The following is a 20,845-nucleotide window of genomic DNA, read 5'->3' on the forward strand; positions in this document are numbered from 1 at the left end:
AAAAGATGAAGTATCAGCTAAACGGTACAGAAGCGCGCGTGATTGGGTGCTTACTCGAAAAACAGGTCACCACGCCGGAACAGTATCCGCTTTCTGTTAACGCCGTGACCATGGCCTGTAACCAAAAAACGAACCGTGAGCCGGTGATGAACCTCAGCGAGCATGACGTTCAGGACGTGCTGGATGCGCTGGTAAAACGCCACTATCTGCGCACCGTCAGCGGCTTCGGTAACCGCGTGACCAAATACGAACAGCGTTTCTGTAACTCCGAATTTGGCGACCTGAAGCTGAGCAGCGCCGAAGTGGCGGTCGTTACTACGCTGCTGTTGCGCGGGGCGCAGACGCCGGGGGAGCTGCGCACGCGTGCTTCCCGTATGCATGAGTTTAGCGACATGCAGGAAGTTGAGCAGACGCTGGAGGGGCTGGCCGCACGTGAAGATGGCCCGTACGTTGTCCGTCTGGCCCGCGAGCCGGGTAAACGTGAAAGCCGCTATATGCATCTCTTCTGCGGTGACGTTGATATTTCAGTTAAGTCTCCTGTAACCGATATAACAACTGGCGATGACGATTTGGTTGCCCGTGTGGAGGCTCTGGAAGGTGAGGTTGCCGGGTTGAAACAACGTCTGGATGCATTACTGGCACATTTGGGAGACTGACGGTGAAAAAATTACGCATTGGCGTCGTGGGGCTGGGCGGAATAGCGCAAAAAGCCTGGCTACCGGTTTTAGGGGCTGCGACCGACTGGACGCTGCAAGGCGCATGGTCTCCTGGCCGTGAAAAAGCAGAGCGTATCTGCTCAACCTGGCGCATTCCGTATGCCGCCTCGCTGCAGGATCTGGCCCGCGAGTGTGACGCCGTCTTTGTGCATACCTCCACGGCCACCCACTATCAGGTGGTAAGCGAGTTGCTCAATGCGGGCGTCCACGTCTGCGTGGATAAACCGCTGGCGGAAAACGTGCAGGACGCCGAACGCCTGATTGATCTGGCGGCGCGTAAAAACCTGACCCTGATGGTGGGGTTTAACCGCCGCTTTGCGCCGCTTTACCAGCAGTTGAAAGCGCAGTCCGGCAATATGGCTTCGCTGCGTATGGATAAGCATCGTACCGACAGCGTAGGGCCGAACGATCTGCGTTTTACCCTTCTTGATGATTATCTTCACGTGGTGGATACCGCGCTGTGGCTGAGCAACGGTAATGCACAGCTGAAAAGCGGCACCCTGGTCACTAACGAACGGGGGGAGATGGTGTACGCGGAACACCATTTTGCCGTTGAGCATCTTCAGATTACCACCAGTATGCACCGTCGTGCGGGCAGCCAGCGTGAGTTCGTTCAGGCCGTCACCGACGGTGCGCTGTATGACATTACCGATATGCGCGAGTGGCGCGAAGAGAAGGGCAATGGCGTTGTTACGCCTCCTGCACCCGGCTGGCAAAGTACGCTTGAGCAGCGTGGTTTCGCAGGATGTGCCCGTCACTTCATCACCTGTGTGCAAAATCAGACGGTTCCTGAAACGTCCGGCGAGCAGGCCATTCTGGCGCAGCGCATTGTGGAAAGGCTCTGGCGCGATGCCATGAGTGAATAATTCGCTGTAACATCTGCCGATAGTAATTCGATGAAATCCGGTTAGACTAAGCGCCGCTTGTTGGCTTTGCCGGGTGGCGCTTATGCTAACCCGGCCTACAAATCCGTATGGTTCTGGAAATTCACGTTAATGAACTTATTAAAATCGCTGGCGGCAGTCAGCTCGATGACCATGTTTTCTCGCGTGCTGGGCTTTGCACGTGACGCGATTGTGGCAAGGGTTTTTGGTGCAGGAATGGCGACGGACGCCTTTTTCGTCGCGTTCAAATTGCCAAATCTGTTGCGTCGTATTTTTGCGGAAGGGGCATTTTCGCAGGCATTTGTGCCTATTCTCGCGGAATATAAAAGCAAGCAGGGCGAGGATGCGACCCGCGTCTTTGTCTCTTACGTTTCGGGACTACTGACCCTGGCGCTGGCCGTGGTGACCGTTATCGGGATGCTGGCCGCGCCGTGGGTGATTCTGGTGACCGCCCCCGGTTTTGCCGATACGGCTGATAAATTTGCACTGACCTCGCAGCTGCTGCGCATTACCTTCCCCTATATTCTGCTGATCTCGCTGGCCTCGCTGGTGGGGGCGATACTGAACACCTGGAACCGTTTCTCCGTTCCGGCGTTTGCGCCGACGTTCCTTAACGTCAGCATGATCGGTTTTGCCCTGTTCGCCGCGCCGCATTTCAACCCACCGGTACTGGCGCTGGCCTGGGCGGTAACCGTGGGCGGCGTGCTGCAGCTGGCGTATCAGCTGCCGCACCTGAAGAAAATCGGTATGCTGGTGCTGCCGCGCATTAATCTCAAAGATGCCGGCGCGATGCGCGTGATTAAGCAGATGGGGCCCGCCATTCTTGGCGTCTCCGTCAGCCAGATCTCGCTTATCATCAACACCATCTTTGCCTCTTTCCTGGTGTCGGGCTCTGTGTCGTGGATGTATTACGCGGACCGTCTGATGGAGTTTCCATCCGGTGTGCTGGGCGTGGCGCTGGGGACCATCCTGCTGCCGTCGCTGTCAAAAAGCTTTGCCAGCGGCAACCATGATGAATACTGCCGCCTGATGGACTGGGGGTTACGTCTCTGCTTCTTGCTGGCATTGCCAAGTGCGGTGGCGCTGGGGATTCTGGCCAAGCCGCTGACGGTGTCCCTGTTCCAGTACGGTAAATTCACTGCCTTTGACGCCGCGATGACCCAGCGGGCGCTGATTGCCTACTCCGTCGGCTTGATGGGGCTGATTGTCGTCAAGGTGCTGGCTCCGGGGTTCTACTCGCGTCAGGACATTAAAACGCCGGTGAAAATTGCCATTGTGACGCTGATTATGACGCAGCTGATGAACCTGGCGTTTATCGGCCCGCTGAAGCATGCCGGTCTGTCGCTGTCTATTGGTCTGGCGGCCTGTCTGAATGCCGGGCTGTTGTACTGGCAACTGCGCAAGCAGGATATCTTTACGCCGCAGCCGGGCTGGGCGAGCTTCCTTGTGCGGTTGATTATTGCAGTACTGGTGATGTCTGCGGCATTACTCGGGATGATGCATGTTATGCCAGAGTGGTCCCAGGGCACGATGCCTTATCGTCTGATGCGGCTGATGGCCGTGGTGGGCGTTGGGGTGGTAGCTTACTTTGCCACGCTCGCTGTACTGGGCTTCAAAGTGAAAGAATTTGCCCGCCGTACGGCATAAACGCCAAAAGGGGAGTTCACCTTAGGGTGCTCCCCACTGCATGATTTGTCGCAGATGCGTCAAATCGAAATCTTTTTCACACCCGCAATGCGCGCCGTCGCTGTCTGACCATCCGCACCGTAAAGTCCGGTTTCTTTATGCGGCTTCAACACCTCAAGCGCCTGCTGATTACGTTCTATCTGGCCTTCAAGCAGCCAGCCGTTATGCTGGTTGAGGTCGCGCAGGTGCTGGGTTTTTTCCGTTATGGTCTGCCAGCGCTCAACAATATCGTCATTGGCGCTGCGCTTAGGATCCTGCTCAGCGCGTCGTTGCTGCTCCAGATAATCCAGCGTCGCCAGAAGCGAACTCTTATCCTCAGTAATCCGCTGCAGCGCACTGCCGTTGATGTTACCGGAAGAGAGGTGCTGCTGTTCAGCGTCCATTACCGTTTTCAGGTCGTTCAGGACAACCGTCATGTGATCCAGTATTTCTGACAGTCGACTCATACGGTTAGTTACTCTGTAAGAAACTCTGTGCTTCCTGAATCAGGGCGTCAGCGATTTTGCTGGTGTCCATTTTCAGCTCGCCGTTACGAATTGCCGTTTTCAGCGCTTCCACACGTTCCATATTGATATCGTTGCTGCCGGGCTGCATCAGTTTTGCCTGGGCATCGCTCAGCGTCACGCTGGTGCTGTTAGACGTTGACGGTTTTTCCAGACGCGTTTTCTGAGGGGTAGCGTCATTCGTTTCGCGAGGCTGTACAGCGCTTACCGGCTTCAGGGCTGATGTACGATCAATGCTCATAGTGTTGTCCTCATCGAGGGTTCGCGGCGTTTGCGCCTGACATCATCATTAGTTGAATATTTATCGGCACGCGCCGCGAAATCTTTAAAAAGATTATAGGTTAATCAGAATATTCCCATCAGAATCGACGGTTCCGCTCACCACCTGGCCTGAGGACATTCTGACGCGGGCGTTTTGCGCGACCGCGGCATTGTTTAACGCTTTCCCTTCACTGTTGATGCTAAAGCCGTCTCCGTTGGCCACAACCATCACCTGCTGTCCCGCTTTGACACGCCATGCCTGGCGCAGCATTGAAAGCTGAATCGGCTGGCCTGGCGCAACATCGCGCAGGCTGACGGCATCCTGTGCCTGGTTCATTTCCAGCATTGTCCGTGGCGGGAGCTGATCCAGGCGCCCGCGCTTCAACGTCACGCTGTTTGCCTGCAGCAGGCTGCCACGCGCAATAGGGACGGCGGCAACAACATAATTGCCCGTCGCCTGAACGGCAACCTGTAAATAGCGTTTTTCGTTGGCGCAGCGAGCCAGCACGTTCACATTACCCCACAGCTTCGTGGTTCCCGTGACGCTGAATGACGGTTGCTCACAGGTGGGGTACAGATTCGGGGGCGTACGTACGGTAACGGTAACGTCATCGCTAAAGCCTGCCAGCTTTTGGGCAAAGAAAGCCGTTAACTGATCCTGTAAACCTTCAGCCTGCACCAGAGGGCTAAACAGCAAGAAAGCCGCCACCAGACCACGTTTTAACGTTTGCATCGCAAGTTCCACCGTTTCCAGAGTTGACTGAATTCTACCTGCAGTGGTTTTGCATCAACGGAATAAATAGCGACGCATTTTGCGCTTATTCCGTCGATAGGGGAGACCGGGTGAGATTTAAGCTGTGAACTGAAATTTTGCCATCAGCGGAGGAGACATGCTCGATAAACTCGACGCCGCGTTACGTTTTCAGCAGGAAGCGCTCAATTTACGCGCCCAGCGGCAGGAGATTTTAGCCGCCAACATCGCTAACGCCGATACGCCCGGGTATCAGGCGCGCGATATTGATTTTTCCAGTGAACTCAAAAAGGTGATGGAGCGTGGACGTGCCGAAGGAACGGGTGTTGCACTTGCCATGACATCCTCTCGCCATATTCCTGCTCAGGCGATGACCGCGCCAGCGACCGATTTACTTTATCGCATCCCCGACCAGCCATCACTCGACGGTAACACCGTGGATATGGACCGGGAGCGTACGCAGTTCGCCGATAACAGCCTGAAATACCAGACGGGCCTGACCCTACTCGGCGGACAAATCAAAGGCATGATGAACGTCCTGCAGGGGGGCAACTGATAAATGGCCTTGCTGAACATTTTTGATATCGCCGGTTCGGCGTTAACCGCCCAGTCCAAACGTCTGAACGTGGCGGCCAGTAACCTGGCGAATGCCGACAGCGTGACCGGACCTGACGGACAGCCTTACCGTGCCAAACAGGTCGTCTTTCAGGTCGATGCGGCGCCCGGTGCGGCCACGGGCGGCGTGAAGGTGTCTGACGTGGTAGAGAGCCAGGCGCCGGACAAGCTAGTGTATGAGCCCGGTAACCCGCTTGCGGACGCTAACGGATACGTGAAGATGCCAAACGTGGATGTGGTAGGTGAGATGGTGAACTCCATGTCGGCCTCTCGTAGCTACCAGGCGAACGTCGAAGTGCTTAATACCGTGAAGAGCATGATGCTCAAAACACTCACTCTCGGCCAGTAAAGGAGACACGCATGTCCATCGCCGTCAATGTGAATGATCCCACGAACACGGGTGTTAATAACACCCAAAGTTCGACAAGCTCCAGCTCCCTGACGGGAAGTAACGCCTCCGATTTGCAGAGCAGCTTTCTGACGCTGCTGGTGGCTCAGCTGAAGAACCAGGATCCCACGAATCCAATGCAGAACAACGAACTGACGACGCAGCTTGCGCAGATCAGTACCGTGAGCGGCATTGAGAAACTTAACACGACCCTGGGTTCCGTCTCCGGCCAGATTAACAGCAGCCAGTCTCTGCAGGCGGCCAGCCTGATTGGTCACGGGGTAATGATCCCGGGCACCACTATTCTTGCCGGCACCAGCACCACAGACGGTACCTCGACCACCACGACGACCCCGTTTGGCGTTGAATTGCAGCAGGCCGCTGACAAAGTGACTGCGACGATCACCGACTCGACCGGCGCGGTGGTTCGCACCATCGACATTGGTGAGCTGAAGGCGGGCGTTCATACCTTTACCTGGGATGGCAGCCTGGCGGACGGCACCAAAGCACCAAATGGCTCCTACAAAGTCGCGATTAGCGCCAGCAACGGGACAACCCAGCTGGTGGCGCAGCCGCTGCAGTTCGCGCTGGTTCAGGGCGTGATTAGAGGGGGCGACGGCAACAAACTGGATTTGGGTACCTCGGGTACCACCACACTCGACGAAGTTCGGCAGATTATCTAAGCCTTAACACTTATCAGGAGTAAGTCATGGCCTTTTCTCAAGCGGTCAGCGGCCTGAATGCTGCGGCCACCAACCTGGATGTCATTGGCAACAACATCGCCAACTCCGCGACCTATGGTTTTAAATCCGGTTCTGCTTCCTTTGCAGACATGTTTGCCGGTTCCAAAGTGGGTCTGGGCGTCAAAGTTGCGGGTATCACTCAGGACTTTACCGACGGCACCACCACCAATACCGGGCGCGGCCTGGACGTTGCCATCAGCCAGAACGGTTTCTTCCGTATGGTCGATGCAAACGGCTCGGTGTTCTACAGCCGTAACGGCCAGTTTAAGCTGGACGAGAACCGTAACCTGGTGAACATGCAGGGGATGCAATTAACCGGTTATCCGGTTGCCGGCACGCCATCAACGGTTCAGACCGGTGCGAATCCACAGGCGATTAATATCCCGACCACGCTGATGGCCGCGAAGTCCACCTCCACGGCTTCCCAGCAGATTAACCTCAATTCCACCGACACCGCACCGACCACCGCCTTTGATCCGGCTAACCCGGATACCTACAACAAAAAAGGCACGGTAACCGTCTTTGATAGCCAGGGTAATGCGCACAACATGAACCTGTTTTACGTCAAAGATGCGACTCCGGCCAACTCCTGGAAAGTGTATGCCCAGGACGGTAGCGTGGCAGGCAGCACGGCGGCACTGGCCACCACGCTGACCTTCGATAATAACGGGACGTTGACCGGTGGTGGAAACATCAACCTGACGACCGGGACCATCCCGGGTGCGACCCCTGCGACCTTCGCCATGAGTTTTGCTAACTCTATGCAGCAGAACACCGGCGCAAACAATATCGTGGCGACCAGCCAGAATGGCTTCAAGCCGGGCGATCTGGTGAGCTATCAGATCAACGATGACGGTACCGTGGTGGGGAACTATTCCAACGAACAGACTCAGGTGCTGGGTCAGATCGTGCTGGCAAACTTCGCCAACAACGAAGGCCTGAAGTCTGAAGGCGATAACGTCTGGTCGGCTACCCAGTCCTCCGGCGTGGCGCTGCTGGGTACAGCGGGAAGCGGTAACTTCGGTACGCTGACCAACGGTGCGCTGGAAGCCTCAAACGTCGATCTGAGTAAAGAGCTGGTGAACATGATTGTCGCGCAACGTAACTATCAGTCGAACGCGCAGACCATCAAGACCCAGGATCAGATCCTCAACACGCTGGTTAACCTGCGTTAAGCGGCTAACAGGAAAGCGCAATGGATCACGCAATATATACCGCGATGGGCGCGGCAAGTGAGACGCTCAATCAGCAGGCCGTTACTGCCAGCAACCTGGCAAACGCCTCGACGCCGGGCTTTCGCGCGCAGCTGAATGCGTTGCGCGCGGTGCCGGTAGAAGGTCTTTCCCTGCCGACCCGTACGCTGGTCGCCGCCTCTACCCCTGGCGCAGATATGACGCCAGGGCAGATGGATTACACCTCACGCCCGCTGGATGTTGCGCTGCAGCAGGACGGCTGGCTGGCGGTGCAGACCGCTGATGGCGGCGAAGGCTATACCCGTAACGGGAATATCCAGGTTAGTGCAACCGGCCAGTTGACGATTCAGGGTCATCCGGTGATGGGGGAAGCGGGTCCGCTGACGGTGCCTGAAGGCTCTGAGTTGACCATCGCTGCTGACGGTACCATCTCCGCGTTGAACCCGGGCGATCCGGCCAATACCGTTGCCCCTGTCGGACGACTGAAACTGGTGAAAGCGGAAGGCAAAGAGGTGCAGCGTGGTGACGACGGGATGTTCCGTCTGACCCAGGCTGCTCAGGCTACCCGTGGTGCTACGTTACAGGCCGATCCGAGCATCCGCGTGATGTCCGGCGTTCTGGAAGGCAGTAACGTCAAGCCGGTAGCCGCCATGAGCGACATGATCGCCAGCGCCCGTCGTTTCGAAATGCAGATGAAAATTATCAGCAGCGTGGATGAAAACGCGGGCAAGGCTAACCAACTTCTGTCTATGAGTTAACAGGACTCTTTATGATCAGTTCTTTATGGATCGCGAAAACTGGCCTGGACGCGCAGCAAACCAACATGGATGTGATTGCCAACAACCTGGCAAACGTCAGCACCAATGGTTTCAAGCGTCAGCGCGCCGTTTTCGAAGATTTGCTTTATCAAACCATCCGTCAGCCGGGCGCGCAGTCTTCTGAACAGACGACGCTGCCGTCAGGTCTGCAGATCGGTACCGGTGTTCGCCCGGTGGCCACCGAGCGTCTGCATAGCCAGGGCAACCTGTCTCAGACCAACAACAGTAAAGACGTGGCAATCAAAGGTCAGGGCTTCTTCCAGGTGCAGTTGCCTGACGGTACTTCTGCCTATACCCGTGACGGCTCGTTCCAGGTCGATCAGAACGGCCAGCTGGTGACGGCGGGCGGTTTCCAGGTTCAACCTGCGATCACCATTCCGGCGAACGCTCTGAGCATTACTATCGGCCGCGACGGTGTGGTCAGCGTGACCCAGCAGGGCCAGGCTGCGCCGGTCCAGGTCGGACAGCTCAACCTGACCACCTTCATGAACGATACCGGTCTGGAAAGCATTGGTGAGAACCTCTACACCGAAACGCAATCCTCCGGTACGCCAAATGAAAGCACGCCGGGTCTGAACGGCGCGGGTTTGCTGTATCAGGGGTATGTTGAAACCTCCAACGTGAACGTGGCGGAAGAGCTGGTGAATATGATCCAGGTTCAGCGCGCGTATGAAATTAACAGTAAAGCAGTCTCGACGACCGATCAGATGCTGCAAAAACTGACGCAACTCTAAGGTGTAGCCCGGTGCGGTAAACGCCGCACCGGCTCCCTGTTTTCGAAGATGAAGGCAATGCAAAAAAACGCGGCGTTTCGTTATCCGATACTGACTGTCCTGGCCGTCACCCTCAGCGGGTGTGCCTGGATCCCGTCTAAACCATTGGTCCAGGGTGCGACGACTGCCCAACCCGTTCCTGGCCCTGCGCCAGTGGTAAACGGCTCTATTTTCCAGACCGCGCAGCCGATTAATTACGGTTATCAGCCGCTGTTTGAAGATCGCCGCCCGCGTAACGTCGGCGATACATTGACCATTGTTCTGCAGGAAAACGTCAGCGCGAGCAAGAGCTCGTCGGCGAATGCCAGCCGCGATGGCAAAACCAATTTTGGCTTTGACACCGTACCGCGTTATCTGCAAGGGCTCTTCGGCAATGCGCGAGCGGACGTTGAGGCTTCCGGCGGCAATACCTTTAACGGTAAAGGTGGCGCGAACGCCAGCAATACCTTTAGCGGTACGCTGACGGTCACGGTTGACCAGGTGCTGGTTAACGGCAACTTACACGTTGTGGGTGAAAAACAGATCGCCATTAACCAGGGCACTGAATTCATTCGCTTCTCGGGCGTGGTGAATCCACGCACCATCAGCGGCACCAACACCGTTCCGTCCACTCAGGTGGCGGATGCGCGCATTGAGTACGTCGGTAACGGCTACATTAATGAAGCGCAAAATATGGGTTGGCTGCAGCGCTTCTTCCTTAATTTATCGCCGATGTAAGCGAGGTGACCCATGTTTAAATCGATCTTCGCCGTGGCGCTGGTTCTGGTGGCTACCTTTGCCCAGGCTGACCGTATTCGCGATCTCACCAGCGTTCAGGGCGTACGCGAGAACTCGCTGATTGGCTATGGCCTGGTGGTGGGGCTGGACGGTACGGGTGACCAGACAACCCAGACGCCATTCACGACGCAGAGCCTGAACAACATGCTTTCCCAGCTCGGTATTACCGTTCCGGCGGGAACCAACATGCAGCTGAAAAACGTGGCTGCGGTCATGGTCACGGCCTCTTACCCGGCGTTTGCACGCCAGGGGCAGACCATTGATGTGGTGGTCTCCTCTATGGGGAACGCCAAAAGCCTGCGCGGCGGTACGCTGCTGATGACGCCGCTGAAAGGCGTCGACAGTCAGGTCTATGCCCTGGCGCAGGGTAACATTCTGGTCGGCGGTGCGGGGGCCTCAGCTGGCGGTAGCAGCGTGCAGGTGAACCAGCTGAACGGCGGACGCATTACCAACGGCGCGATCATTGAGCGTGAACTGCCGACCCAGTTCGGCGCCGGGAATACCATCAACCTGCAGCTGAACAACGAAGATTTCACCATGGCGCAGCAGATCGCCGACACCATCAACCGCAGCCGCGGCTATGGCAGTGCGACGGCGCTGGATGCCCGTACCGTGCAGATCCGTACCTCCACGGGCAGCAGCAACCAGGTGCGCATGCTGGCCGATATCCAGAATATGGAAGTGAACGTCCCTGTTCAGGATGCCAAAGTGATCATCAACTCCCGTACGGGCTCCGTGGTGATGAACCGGGAAGTCTCGCTGGATAGCTGCGCCGTGGCGCAGGGTAACCTCTCCGTGACGGTTAACCGTTCTGCCAACGTCAGCCAGCCGGATACCCCATTTGGTGGCGGCCAGACGGTGGTGACGCCACAAACGCAGATTGATTTACGTCAGAGCGGTGGTTCTCTGCAGAGCGTACGTTCCAGCGCCAACCTGAACAGCGTCGTGCGTGCTCTGAATGCGCTGGGTGCCACGCCGATGGATCTGATGTCCATTCTGCAGTCCATGCAAAGTGCAGGCTGTCTGCGCGCCAAACTGGAAATCATCTGATGCTGACCGATAGCAAACTGTTGACCAGTGCCGCCTGGGATACCCAGTCGCTCAACGAACTGAAAACCAAAGCAGGTAAAGACCCGGCGGCGAATATCCGCCCGGTCGCCCGCCAGGTGGAAGGGATGTTTGTACAGATGATGCTGAAAAGCATGCGTGAAACCCTGCCGAAAGACGGGATGTTCAGCAGCGATTCAACGCGTCTTTACACCAGCATGTATGACCAGCAGATTGCGCAGCAGATGACCGCCGGTAAAGGCCTCGGTCTGGCTGACATGATAGTCAAACAGACCGAAGCCGCGCAGGGGATCCAGCCGAAAGATGAGCCGCAGCAGGTACCGATGAAGTTTGACCTGCAAACGGTGACCAGCTATCAGAACCAGGCCCTGACGCAAATGGTGCGTAAAGCGATACCGAAGGCGACGGTGAGCAGCGACGAGCCGCTCTCCGGTGACAGCAAAGACTTTCTGGCGCAGCTTTCGCTGCCGGCCCGTCTTGCCAGTGAGCAGAGCGGTGTGCCACACCATCTGATTCTGGCTCAGGCCGCGCTGGAATCCGGGTGGGGACAGCGCCAGATCCGTAAGGAAAACGGCGACCCGAGCTTTAACATCTTCGGTGTGAAGGCCACCTCCAGCTGGAAGGGACCGACAACGGAGATCACCACCACCGAATACGAGAACGGTGCGGCGGTGAAGGTGAAAGCGAAATTCCGTGTTTACAGCTCCTATCTGGAAGCATTGTCCGACTATGTCGGTCTGCTGAGCCGAAATCCACGTTATACCGCCGTTACGCAGGCGGCGACGGCGGAGCAGGGCGCTCAGGCTTTGCAAAACGCAGGCTACGCGACCGACCCGAACTACGCTCGTAAGCTTACCAGCATGATCCAGCAGCTGAAATCCATGGGCGAGAAGGTCAGTAAAGCCTATAGCACAGATATTGAAAATCTGTTCTGAAAGTTCTCAAGTCCCGGTGGAGGTTGCCGATAACCTTCATCAGGACTCGTGTCTGAACGTATAAAAGGAACCCCCATGTCCAGTTTGATTAACAGCGCCATGAGTGGCCTCAGTGCCGCGCAGTCGGCACTCAATACCGTCAGTAATAATATTTCAAGCTATAACGTGGCAGGTTACACCCGCCAGACCACGGTACTGGGTGCCTCTAACAGCACGCTGACCGGCGGTGGCTGGGTGGGTAACGGGGTGTATGTCTCCGGTGTCCAGCGTGAGTATGACGCTTTCATCACCAACCAGCTGCGCGCCGCGCAGACCCAGAGCAGCGGCCTGACGACGCGCTATCAGCAGATGTCAAAAATTGACGATGTGCTCTCCGATACCACGAACTCGCTTTCCACCACCCTGCAGGATTTCTTCAAGAGTCTGCAAACGCTGGTGAGCAACGCCGAAGACCCGGCTGCACGTCAAACGGTGCTGGGTAAAGCGGACGGTCTGGTGAATCAGTTCAAAACGAACGATCAGTATCTCCGTGACCAGGATTCACAGGTTAATACGGCGATTTCTACCAGCGTCGATCAGATCAATAACTATGCGAAGCAGATTGCCAATCTGAACGATCAGATTTCCCGTCTCACCGGTGTTGGCGCGGGTGCATCGCCTAACGAACTGCTCGACCAGCGCGATCAGCTGGTGAGTGAACTGAATAAGATTGTCGGTGTTGACGTCACCATACAGGACAGTGGCACCTACAACATCTCTATCGCCAACGGCTACAGCCTGGTACAGGGCAGCAACGCAAGCCAGCTGGCGGCGGTGAAATCTAGCGAGGATCCTGCGCGTACAACCATTGCTTATGTGGATGCCGTAGCGGGTAGCGTGGAGATCAAGGAAAAACAGATCACCACGGGGTCGCTTGGGGGGCTGTTAACGTTTCGTTCTCAGGATCTGGATCAGGCGCGAAATACGCTTAACCAGATGGCGCTGGCGTTTGCTGATGCCATGAATACCCAGCATCAGGCTGGCTTTGATGCAAACGGGGACCCGGGCGGTAAACTGTTCGACTTTGGATCTCCGGCGGTGCTGAGTAATGGCAAAAATACCGGAAGTGCGTCTGTTACGGCCACGATGACGGACAGTACTAAGGTCCAGGCGACAAACTATAAAGTTGAGTACAACGGTACTGACTGGACAATCACGCGTCTTTCAGACAACACCAGCTTCACGGCCCAGCCTGATACCAGTGGTAATCTGTCGTTTGATGGTCTCAACGTCAATATTAGTGGCTCAGCCAATACTAAAGACAGTTTCATCGTCAAACCGGTGAATGACGTTATCATCAATATGGACGTTACGATCAGCGACGAGTCCAAACTGGCGATGGCTTCAGCGAATGGAAGCGGAGCAAGCGACAATACCAATGGCCAAAAGCTCCTGGATTTGCAGAGCGCCAGGCTGGTGGGTGGGAATAAAACCTTTAACGATGCTTATGCCTCACTGGTCAGTACGGTGGGTAGCACCACGGCGTCGCTGAAAACCAGCAGTGAAACCAAAGTTAACGTGGTGACGCAGCTTACCAAACAACAGCAGTCAATCTCCGGGGTTAACCTGGATGAAGAGTATGGCAACCTCCAGCGCTATCAGCAGTACTATCTGGCGAATGCGCAGGTGCTTCAAACGGCGAGTACGCTGTTTGATGCATTGATCAATATCCGCTAAGGCTGAGGCATAAAAAATGCGTATTAGTACTCAAATGATGTATGAGCAAAGCATGCGCGGCGTGACGAACTCCCAAAGCCTCTGGCTAAGCTACGGCGAGCAGATGTCTACGGGTAAGCGCGTCAACCGCCCTTCTGACGACCCGATTGCCGCCTCGCAGGCCGTTGTGCTCTCTCAGGCTCAAACACAAAACAGCCAGTATGCGCTGGCGCGCTCCTTCGCTACGACAAAAGTTTCGCTGGAAGAGAACGTGTTATCGCAAGTGACAACCGCTATCCAGGCTGCTCAGGAAAAGATTGTCAATGCGGGCAACGGCACGTTAAGTGATGATGACCGCGCTTCGCTGGCAACGAACCTGCAAGGTATTCGCGATCAGCTAATGAACCTGGCTAACAGCACGGACGGTAACGGTCGCTATATCTTTTCAGGATACAAAACCGAAGCGGCGGCTTTTGACCAGACTACGGGTGACTATAAGGGCGGCGGGACGCCAATCAGCCAGCAGGTTGACTCCGCGCGCACGATGCAAATAAGCCATACGGGCGCAGAAGTTTTTGACAGCTTCACCAGCAATGCGAAACCAGAGCCTGCGGGGAGTACGCAGGAAACGAATTTGTTCAAGATCCTCGACACCGCTATCGGGGCGCTGAATACGCCGATTGGTGATGACGAAACGAAAGCCGAGGCGTTTACTGCGGCTATTGATAAAGCCAACCGTGGCCTGAGCAACTCTCTCAACAACGTTCTGACCGTGCGCGCCGATCTCGGCATTAAGCTGGATGAGCTAGGGAAGCTGGATTCTCTGGGTGAAGACCGAGCTCTGGGCCAGACCCAACAGATGAGTGACCTGGTTGACGTGGACTGGAACTCGGTAATTTCATCCTACACCATGCAGCAGGCGGCCTTGCAGGCCTCGTATAAAGCGTTTAGCGATATGCAGGGCATGTCTCTGTTCCAGCTGAACAAATAACATCTTGACCTCTTAGAACATGTCTTGAAACTGGGCATGTTTTGCTGCCCAATCCGTCTGGATTGGGCATTTTTTTTATGCCATTTCCGCCGGCGCTGAGGCGAGGCGGGCGCTTTCAACCAGACGGATTGCCAGCGCAATGATGCCGCATACCGTTGCCAGAGCGACCACGCCCGTCCAGCCCGCCAGCGTATAAATATTGCTGCCTAATGCGGAGCCCAATGCCATGCCGATAAAGATCACGGTAAAGAGCAGGGCGTTAAGACGACCGCGCGCCTGCGGTTCAAGGCTATAGACCAGATTCTGGTGTGCAACCAGGCTGGACTGCAGACCCAGATCGAACCCGACGGCAGAGAGGGCAATCAGAACCAGCTGTCCGTGCACCCCCAGCGCGGGCATCAGGAACATCAGGGCAAACGAGATGGTCACGAGGATTGCACCGAGCTGCGTGACTTTTCCGGCCCCCAGTTTGTCTGCCAGACCACCCGCCAGCGGCGCGGCTAACGCACCGGCCGCACCCGCGATACCAAAACCACCCGCGACTGCACTCCCGAGGTGATAGCGTTCCAGCAGCATGACCGCCAGCGTAGACCAGAAGGCACTAAAGGCAATCGACAGAAAACCCTGAGCCAGCGCCGCACGGCGCAGAGCGGGGTAACGACGCCACAAATGCGCCATTGAGCGCATAAGCGCGGGATAGCTCAGCGTGGAGTGAATGGCAAAACGAGGAAGTACCGCCCACATCACCACGCCGATAAATGCAATGCTTGCCGCAGCCAGCTGATACATCACGCGCCAGCCGAACGCTTCGCCCACGACACCGCTGACGGTTCGGGAGAGCAAAATCCCCAGCAGCAGACCGGTCATCACCGTACCCACGGTTTTCCCCTGTTTACCTTCCGGCGCAAGAATAGCCGCTGCCGGGACAATATCCTGCGCCATGGTGGCGGCCATGCCGATGAGCAGACTCGTCAGCAGCAGGGAGTGGATCTGTCCGGTCAGACTACAGCCAAGAAGAAACAGCGCCAGCGCAGCACTTTTTATCAGTATTAACGTCCTGCGGTCGTGGCGGTCGCCGAGCGGTAATAGGAACAGGATCCCTAAGGCATAACCGGCCTGGGTGAGCGTCGGGACCATGCCCATTCCTTCGATACTCAGGTGAAGGTCTGCGCCCATCAGGGGCAGCAGAGGCTGGGCATAATAGATAGATGCCACGCTAAAGCCAGCCCCGAGTGCCAGCATTAAAATGACCCAGCGGCTTACGGCATGGGCGGCAGTGGTTGTGTTCATAAGACATTCCTCATTCATGGTGTACGGCTATTTTTTACCAGGACGCCTTGCGACGGTAGCGGGCCCGGTGGTAAAACGCTTATACGTTGAGCGTATAAGTGGAAAGGCAATGAAAAGAGTTGAGCGTATAGACAGGGTGGAGTTAATGCGAACGTTTGTCCGTATTGTTGAGGCTGGTTCACTCTCTGCTGCGGCACGCCAGTTGGCAACAACCCAGGCCACGGTGAGTCGACGACTGCAATCGCTTGAGACGATGCTGGGCGTACGCCTGATGTTGCGCACCACCCATACGACACGGCTGACGGATGACGGTGAACGCTGCTATCAGCACGCTCGTCGGGTGATTGACAGCTGGCTGGCACTGGAAGATGAGGTGGGGCAGACGGAAGATGAACCGGTAGGTGTGCTGAGGGTGCGGGCACCGCACGCGTTTGGTCAGGATCAACTCCTGCAACCGTTAACCGAGTTTTTGCAGCGTTATCCGCAGCTTTCCATTGAATGGTTGCTCAACGATCGGTCGGCTGATTTTCTCGGTGACAACCTTGATTGTGCTATTCGGGTGGGGGCAGAAGTCGATCCGGCGACCGTATCCGTGCTGCTGGCGGAAGTGCCGCGCTCGGTGGTGGCATCTCCGGCATTACTGGCCCGTTTCCCGGCGGTTAACACGCCTGAGGATTTGCAACCGTTTCCGTGGATTGCCATTAACTCTTTCTACCAGCGTCATGTAGAGCTTTTTCATGATGCTTCGTCAGCCACCGCGCGAATTGACATTACTCCGCGCCTCAGCACTGACAGCCTGTATGTTGCACGTAAAACGGCACTCACCGGGCTGGGTGTGGCGGTAGTGTCAAGCTGGACGGTACATGACGATATTCGGGAAGGGCGGCTGGTGCATGTGCTGCCGGAGTGGCAACCGGCGGCATTACCGGTGCATCTGGTTTATCCCTGGTCTCGTTATTATCCTGCGCGTTTGCGGCGTTTTCTGGAGTTGATGCGGCAGGTCATGCCGGAGGTCACGGGAATGAGAAAGCCCGTGCAGCAGCCATAAAAAAGCCGACCCGAAGGTCGGCTTTCAGCGCCAGCGTCCGTTATTCAACAGACTGCGGACGGGTGGCTGGTGCAGTAGCCTTGTGCGTAGCACTGTGACCACCGGCTGCACCTTTACCTTCGAAGTTGAATTCCGGGCGAACCCAGTCGCTGTGACGCGGTGCTTCAGGCACATAATCCGGTGCCGGAGCACGTGTCATCGGCGCTGTTGCAACGTGAACTGGCGCAGGCGCGGCGACAATCTTAACCGGCTCTGGCTCCACTTCAGGCGCTTTCACGTCTTCGACAACCGGTTCAACCTGAATCTCAACGTCCTGAACAACGTCTTCAGTGGTGGTTTCGACGATGGCTTCAGCGGTCTCTTCCACTGCGGCTACAGGTTCAGCCTCTTCAGCGACGTCCTTAGCGACCACGACATCTTCTTCAGCAATCAGCTGTGGAGCGGCTTCAACCGGCGCGGCAATCACTTCAGGGTGCGTGGTTTCGACTTCTACAGCCTGAGGTTCTGCTGTTTCAACAGCCTGAGGCTCAACCACGGTTGCGGCTTCAGTCACGACCTCTTCAACGGCGGCGACAGGTGCAATCACCTCTTCGGTCACAGCCTGTTCTTCAACAGCCTGCTCCGGGCGAGCAACCGGGTAACGGATCCAGACTTTGCCGGATGCCATTTCAGGTGACGCGCACGCGACGGTCAACGGCATTGGAGACTGAGTCGGGTAACGCTCGTCACGGTAACGACGACGACGCTGGCCGCTGACGCGCAGATGACGCGGAGAACGACGTGAACGGCGCGGCATGCCTGCGTTGTCACGGTTTTCCCCATTCTCATCCTGCTCAACGTGATTTTCCACAACGGCTGGCAGATCAACTTTTGCAATCTGCGTACCCGTTGCGGCTTCCGGTACTTCAGCCGCTACAGCTGCGGTTTCTTCTGCCTGAGGAGCACCAATGCGCACTTTCTGCGTCAGCTGGCGCTGCTTACGACGTGGCATAACCTGAGTACGTTCTTCCTGCTCGCTGTCCTGCTGCTCTACAGGCTCTTCGCGGTTCAGATTTTTGACTTCCTGCTGCGCCTGACGTTTCTCGTCGTTACGACGACGGCTACGTTCGCGACGTGGCTGCTGGTCGTCACGCTGTTTGCCCTTCTCAGACTCATCGCCCGCCTGCTGGCGAATTTCACGATCTTCAACGTTCTGCTGTTGTTTCTCGCGACGGTTGCGACGGTTGTCTTCGCGTTGCTCACGGCCTTCGCTGTTGTCTGAACGGTTGTCACGACGGTCGTTACGATCGTTACGGTCGTTGCGGTCATTACGATCGCGGCGGTTGTTCTGACGTTTACGACGATCCTGCTGACGCTCAGGTTTAGCCGCTTTTGGTTCTTCTTTCGGCTGCTCTGGCTGGACTTCTTCACCCGCAAACATCTTTTTCAGCGCGCCGAAGAAGCGGCTCAGCAGACCCGGTTGCGCCGGCTGGGCTTTCGGTGCCGCGGCTTCTGGTTTCTGCGCGACAGGTTTAGTGACCGGTTTTTCCAGGGCCGCTTCTGGCGGTGCTTCTGGCATGATGAAAGTGGCTAACGCAGGCTGCTCTGGCAGTTTGCGCTCGGCGGGTTCCTCATCGGAAGGCAGCGCCATCTCTTCTTCGTGCAGTTTCGGCAGCAGATAGCTGAGCGTGCTGGTCTCTTCACCTTTACGGACACGCAGCACGTGGTAGTGCGGGGTTTCCATCTGGTCGTTTGGCACGATGATGCAGCGAACGCCGCCCTGACGTGCTTCGATAGCACTCACCGCAGCACGTTTTTCGTTCAGCAGGTAGGAGGCAATTGGCACAGGGACAATGGCGTGAACCTCTTTGGTGTTCTCTTTCAGCGCTTCTTCTTCAATCAGACGCAGGATAGAGAGGGAGAGAGATTCGTTATCACGTACGGTACCGGTGCCGGAGCAACGCGGGCAGACGTGATGGCTGGATTCACCCAGCGACGGGCTCAGGCGCTGGCGGGACATCTCCAGCAGGCCGAAGCGCGAGATATGGCTAATCTGGATACGTGCACGATCCTGACGTACCGCTTCACGCAGGCGGTTCTCGACCGCACGCTGGTGGCGGACCGGCGTCATGTCGATGAAGTCGATAACAATCAGACCACCCAGGTCGCGCAGGCGGAGCTGGCGGGCGATTTCATCTGCGGCTTCAAGGTTGGTGTTGAAGGCGGTCTCTTCGATGTCACCGCCGCGTGTGGCACGTGCGGAGTTGATGTCGATTGCGGTCAGCGCTTCTGTTGTATCGATTACGATAGAACCGCCAGAGGGCAGGCGCACTTCACGCTGGAAGGCGGACTCAATCTGGGATTCAATCTGATAGTGGCTGAACAGCGGGATTTCGCCGGTGTACAGTTTGATTTTGCTGGTGAAATCCGGACGACCCAGTGCGGCGATGTGCTGGCGAGCCAGCTCAAGCACTTTTGGGTTGTCGATCAGGATTTCACCGATGTCCTGACGCAGGTAGTCACGGAAGGCACGCACGATAACGTTGCTTTCCTGGTGGATCAGGAACGGAGCAGGGCGGCTTTCTGCAGCTTTCTGAATAGCTTCCCAGTGCTTCAGACGGAAGCTTAAGTCCCACTGCAGCGCTTCGGCAGATTTGCCCACGCCTGCGGTACGCACGATAAGTCCCATGCCATCCGGCAGCTCAAGGCTTGCCAGCGCTTCTTTCAGCTCGGTACGGTCATCACCTTCGATACGGCGAGAGATGCCACCCGCACGCGGGTTGTTTGGCATCAGCACCAGATAGCTCCCTGCCAGGCTAATAAAGGTCGTCAGTGCGGCACCTTTGTTGCCACGCTCTTCTTTATCAATCTGGACGATAACTTCCTGACCTTCACGCAGAACATCTTTGATGTTTGGGCGGCCATGGGCGTTGTAGTTGGCAGGGAAATATTCGCGGGCGATTTCTTTCAGAGGGAGGAAACCATGACGCTCAGCACCGTAATCAACAAATGCAGCTTCAAGGCTGGGTTCAATGCGGGTGATTTTACCTTTGTAAATGTTCGCTTTTTTCTGTTCGTGTCCAGGACTTTCGATATCCAGATCGTACAGGCGCTGCCCATCCACAAGGGCGACACGCAACTCTTCTTGCTGAGTTGCGTTGATTAACATTCTTTTCATCGTAACTTACTCGTTATTCTTACATTGACGACAAAGCTGCGGGCAAGGTGACGCTTTCCGGGGTATGAACCGATGGCCTCGTGTCTGTTCACGTCGCCAACCTCACGGTTGTCGCTCGCTTAAGAGGCGCAGAGTGTCGGTTGCCTGTATTTCATACGGAAACACAGCGCAATTATCAGGGGAATTGCCTGGGTAGAACTCTCCAGAGAACAATCCTTATACCGGGAAGTACTGCAACCCGCAGCCCGCTAACTGCCTGAAAGATCAATACGTCTTACGCCATTGCTGCGTGGATGATCGGTCAGGCAAAATTGGTCATTCCGTCAACATCCTTACGTAACCAGGATTTAACACGGAAAACGGCTTCATTATTCCACTGCTCGCCGGGTTATAGCAAGATGACTTTTACCAATTATCACCCGGTTACTCACAGTTTCTTCACTTCAAAACGGTGATTGGTTTAATAACCACCAAATCAATTGCGTGAAACGGGGTGCAGGCCGGACAAAAGTAAATATAAGCATAGAAAAATGAGTGGCGCTAATGGCTGACG

The 20,845-nt window shown here is 56.2% G+C and carries 20 protein-coding genes; 15 read left to right on the plus strand and 5 right to left on the minus strand.

Annotated features, from left to right (window positions below):
• Window positions 1-5: 5 nt before the first annotated feature.
• The 3 genes from G0034_RS08230 to murJ all read left to right on the plus strand — a co-directional run bounded on the left by G0034_RS08230 (window position 6) and on the right by murJ (window position 3,247).
• Window positions 6-656: a YceH family protein gene (locus G0034_RS08230; protein WP_014883356.1), complete on the plus strand. Its 651-nt coding sequence runs from the start codon at window positions 6-8 to the stop codon at window positions 654-656.
• Window positions 657-658: 2 nt separating this feature from the next.
• A complete protein-coding gene (locus tag G0034_RS08235) occupies window positions 659-1,582 on the plus strand; it encodes a Gfo/Idh/MocA family protein (RefSeq protein WP_047626778.1) in 924 nt (307 codons plus the stop codon).
• A 129-nt stretch (window positions 1,583-1,711) separates the two neighbouring features.
• Window positions 1,712-3,247, plus strand: a complete 1,536-nt coding sequence (murJ, locus tag G0034_RS08240; RefSeq protein WP_045269404.1) for a murein biosynthesis integral membrane protein MurJ — start codon at window positions 1,712-1,714, stop codon at window positions 3,245-3,247.
• Window positions 3,248-3,306: 59 nt separating this feature from the next.
• On the opposite strand, the gene flgN is transcribed toward murJ, so the two are convergent.
• The 3 genes from flgN to flgA form a co-directional block, all read right to left on the minus strand.
• Window positions 3,307-3,732: a flagella biosynthesis chaperone FlgN gene (flgN, locus tag G0034_RS08245; RefSeq protein ID WP_014883359.1), complete on the minus strand. Its 426-nt coding sequence runs from the start codon at window positions 3,730-3,732 to the stop codon at window positions 3,307-3,309.
• A gap of 4 nt (window positions 3,733-3,736) precedes the next feature.
• Window positions 3,737-4,030, minus strand: a complete 294-nt coding sequence (flgM, locus tag G0034_RS08250; RefSeq protein WP_014883360.1) for a flagellar biosynthesis anti-sigma factor FlgM — start codon at window positions 4,028-4,030, stop codon at window positions 3,737-3,739.
• Window positions 4,031-4,123: 93 nt separating this feature from the next.
• Entirely contained in the window at window positions 4,124-4,783 is a 660-nt protein-coding gene (gene flgA, locus G0034_RS08255; RefSeq protein ID WP_045269405.1) for a flagellar basal body P-ring formation chaperone FlgA, read from the minus strand.
• A 157-nt stretch (window positions 4,784-4,940) separates the two neighbouring features.
• Here flgA and flgB point away from each other — a divergent pair, with 157 nt between their 5' ends.
• The 11 genes from flgB to flgL all read left to right on the plus strand — a co-directional run bounded on the left by flgB (window position 4,941) and on the right by flgL (window position 14,797).
• The gene (gene flgB / locus G0034_RS08260; RefSeq protein WP_014883362.1) at window positions 4,941-5,357 is read left to right on the plus strand and encodes a flagellar basal body rod protein FlgB; all 417 of its coding nucleotides are present in this window, start codon (window positions 4,941-4,943) and stop codon (window positions 5,355-5,357) included.
• A 3-nt stretch (window positions 5,358-5,360) separates the two neighbouring features.
• Window positions 5,361-5,765, plus strand: a complete 405-nt coding sequence (gene flgC, locus G0034_RS08265; protein WP_013097138.1) for a flagellar basal body rod protein FlgC — start codon at window positions 5,361-5,363, stop codon at window positions 5,763-5,765.
• A gap of 11 nt (window positions 5,766-5,776) precedes the next feature.
• Window positions 5,777-6,487, plus strand: coding sequence for a flagellar hook assembly protein FlgD (gene flgD / locus G0034_RS08270; protein ID WP_014883363.1), 711 nt, complete (start codon window positions 5,777-5,779; stop codon window positions 6,485-6,487).
• Between the two features lie 26 nt (window positions 6,488-6,513).
• Entirely contained in the window at window positions 6,514-7,722 is a 1,209-nt protein-coding gene (flgE, locus tag G0034_RS08275; RefSeq protein ID WP_014883364.1) for a flagellar hook protein FlgE, read from the plus strand.
• 20 nt (window positions 7,723-7,742) lie between these two features.
• Entirely contained in the window at window positions 7,743-8,498 is a 756-nt protein-coding gene (locus G0034_RS08280; protein ID WP_179120705.1) for a flagellar basal body rod protein FlgF, read from the plus strand.
• Window positions 8,499-8,509: 11 nt separating this feature from the next.
• The gene (flgG, locus tag G0034_RS08285) at window positions 8,510-9,292 is read left to right on the plus strand and encodes a flagellar basal-body rod protein FlgG (protein ID WP_008500810.1); all 783 of its coding nucleotides are present in this window, start codon (window positions 8,510-8,512) and stop codon (window positions 9,290-9,292) included.
• Window positions 9,293-9,349: 57 nt separating this feature from the next.
• A complete protein-coding gene (gene flgH, locus G0034_RS08290) occupies window positions 9,350-10,048 on the plus strand; it encodes a flagellar basal body L-ring protein FlgH (RefSeq protein WP_003857987.1) in 699 nt (232 codons plus the stop codon).
• A 12-nt stretch (window positions 10,049-10,060) separates the two neighbouring features.
• Window positions 10,061-11,158 (plus strand): flagellar basal body P-ring protein FlgI, encoded by a 1,098-nt coding sequence (locus G0034_RS08295; protein WP_014883366.1) that lies wholly within the window; start codon window positions 10,061-10,063, stop codon window positions 11,156-11,158.
• On the plus strand, window positions 11,158-12,111 hold the full coding sequence (gene flgJ / locus G0034_RS08300; protein ID WP_179120706.1) for a flagellar assembly peptidoglycan hydrolase FlgJ: 954 nt from the start codon (window positions 11,158-11,160) through the stop codon (window positions 12,109-12,111). Before G0034_RS08295 ends, flgJ begins: the two co-directional genes overlap by 1 nt.
• 75 nt (window positions 12,112-12,186) lie before the next feature.
• Window positions 12,187-13,827: a flagellar hook-associated protein FlgK gene (gene flgK / locus G0034_RS08305; RefSeq protein WP_179120707.1), complete on the plus strand. Its 1,641-nt coding sequence runs from the start codon at window positions 12,187-12,189 to the stop codon at window positions 13,825-13,827.
• A gap of 16 nt (window positions 13,828-13,843) precedes the next feature.
• Window positions 13,844-14,797 carry a flagellar hook-associated protein FlgL gene (gene flgL, locus G0034_RS08310; protein ID WP_014883369.1) on the plus strand — a complete coding sequence of 318 codons (954 nt, stop codon included), beginning with the start codon at window positions 13,844-13,846 and terminating at the stop codon, window positions 14,795-14,797.
• Between the two features lie 75 nt (window positions 14,798-14,872).
• Here the strand turns inward: flgL and G0034_RS08315 are convergent, their stop codons facing one another.
• The gene (locus G0034_RS08315) at window positions 14,873-16,087 is read right to left on the minus strand and encodes an MFS transporter (protein ID WP_047343577.1); all 1,215 of its coding nucleotides are present in this window, start codon (window positions 16,085-16,087) and stop codon (window positions 14,873-14,875) included.
• 16 nt (window positions 16,088-16,103) lie between these two features.
• Between G0034_RS08315 and G0034_RS08320 the strand changes: the two genes are divergently transcribed.
• A complete protein-coding gene (locus G0034_RS08320) occupies window positions 16,104-17,135 on the plus strand; it encodes a LysR family transcriptional regulator (protein ID WP_416172921.1) in 1,032 nt (343 codons plus the stop codon).
• Window positions 17,136-17,175: 40 nt separating this feature from the next.
• On the opposite strand, the gene rne is transcribed toward G0034_RS08320, so the two are convergent.
• Window positions 17,176-20,292, minus strand: coding sequence for a ribonuclease E (rne, locus tag G0034_RS08325; RefSeq protein ID WP_179120708.1), 3,117 nt, complete (start codon window positions 20,290-20,292; stop codon window positions 17,176-17,178).
• Window positions 20,293-20,845 lie beyond the last annotated feature (553 nt).

Origin of the sequence: Enterobacter sp. T2 (genome assembly GCF_010692925.1) — a bacterium.
GTDB classification, from domain to species: Bacteria; Pseudomonadota; Gammaproteobacteria; order Enterobacterales; family Enterobacteriaceae; genus Enterobacter; species Enterobacter kobei.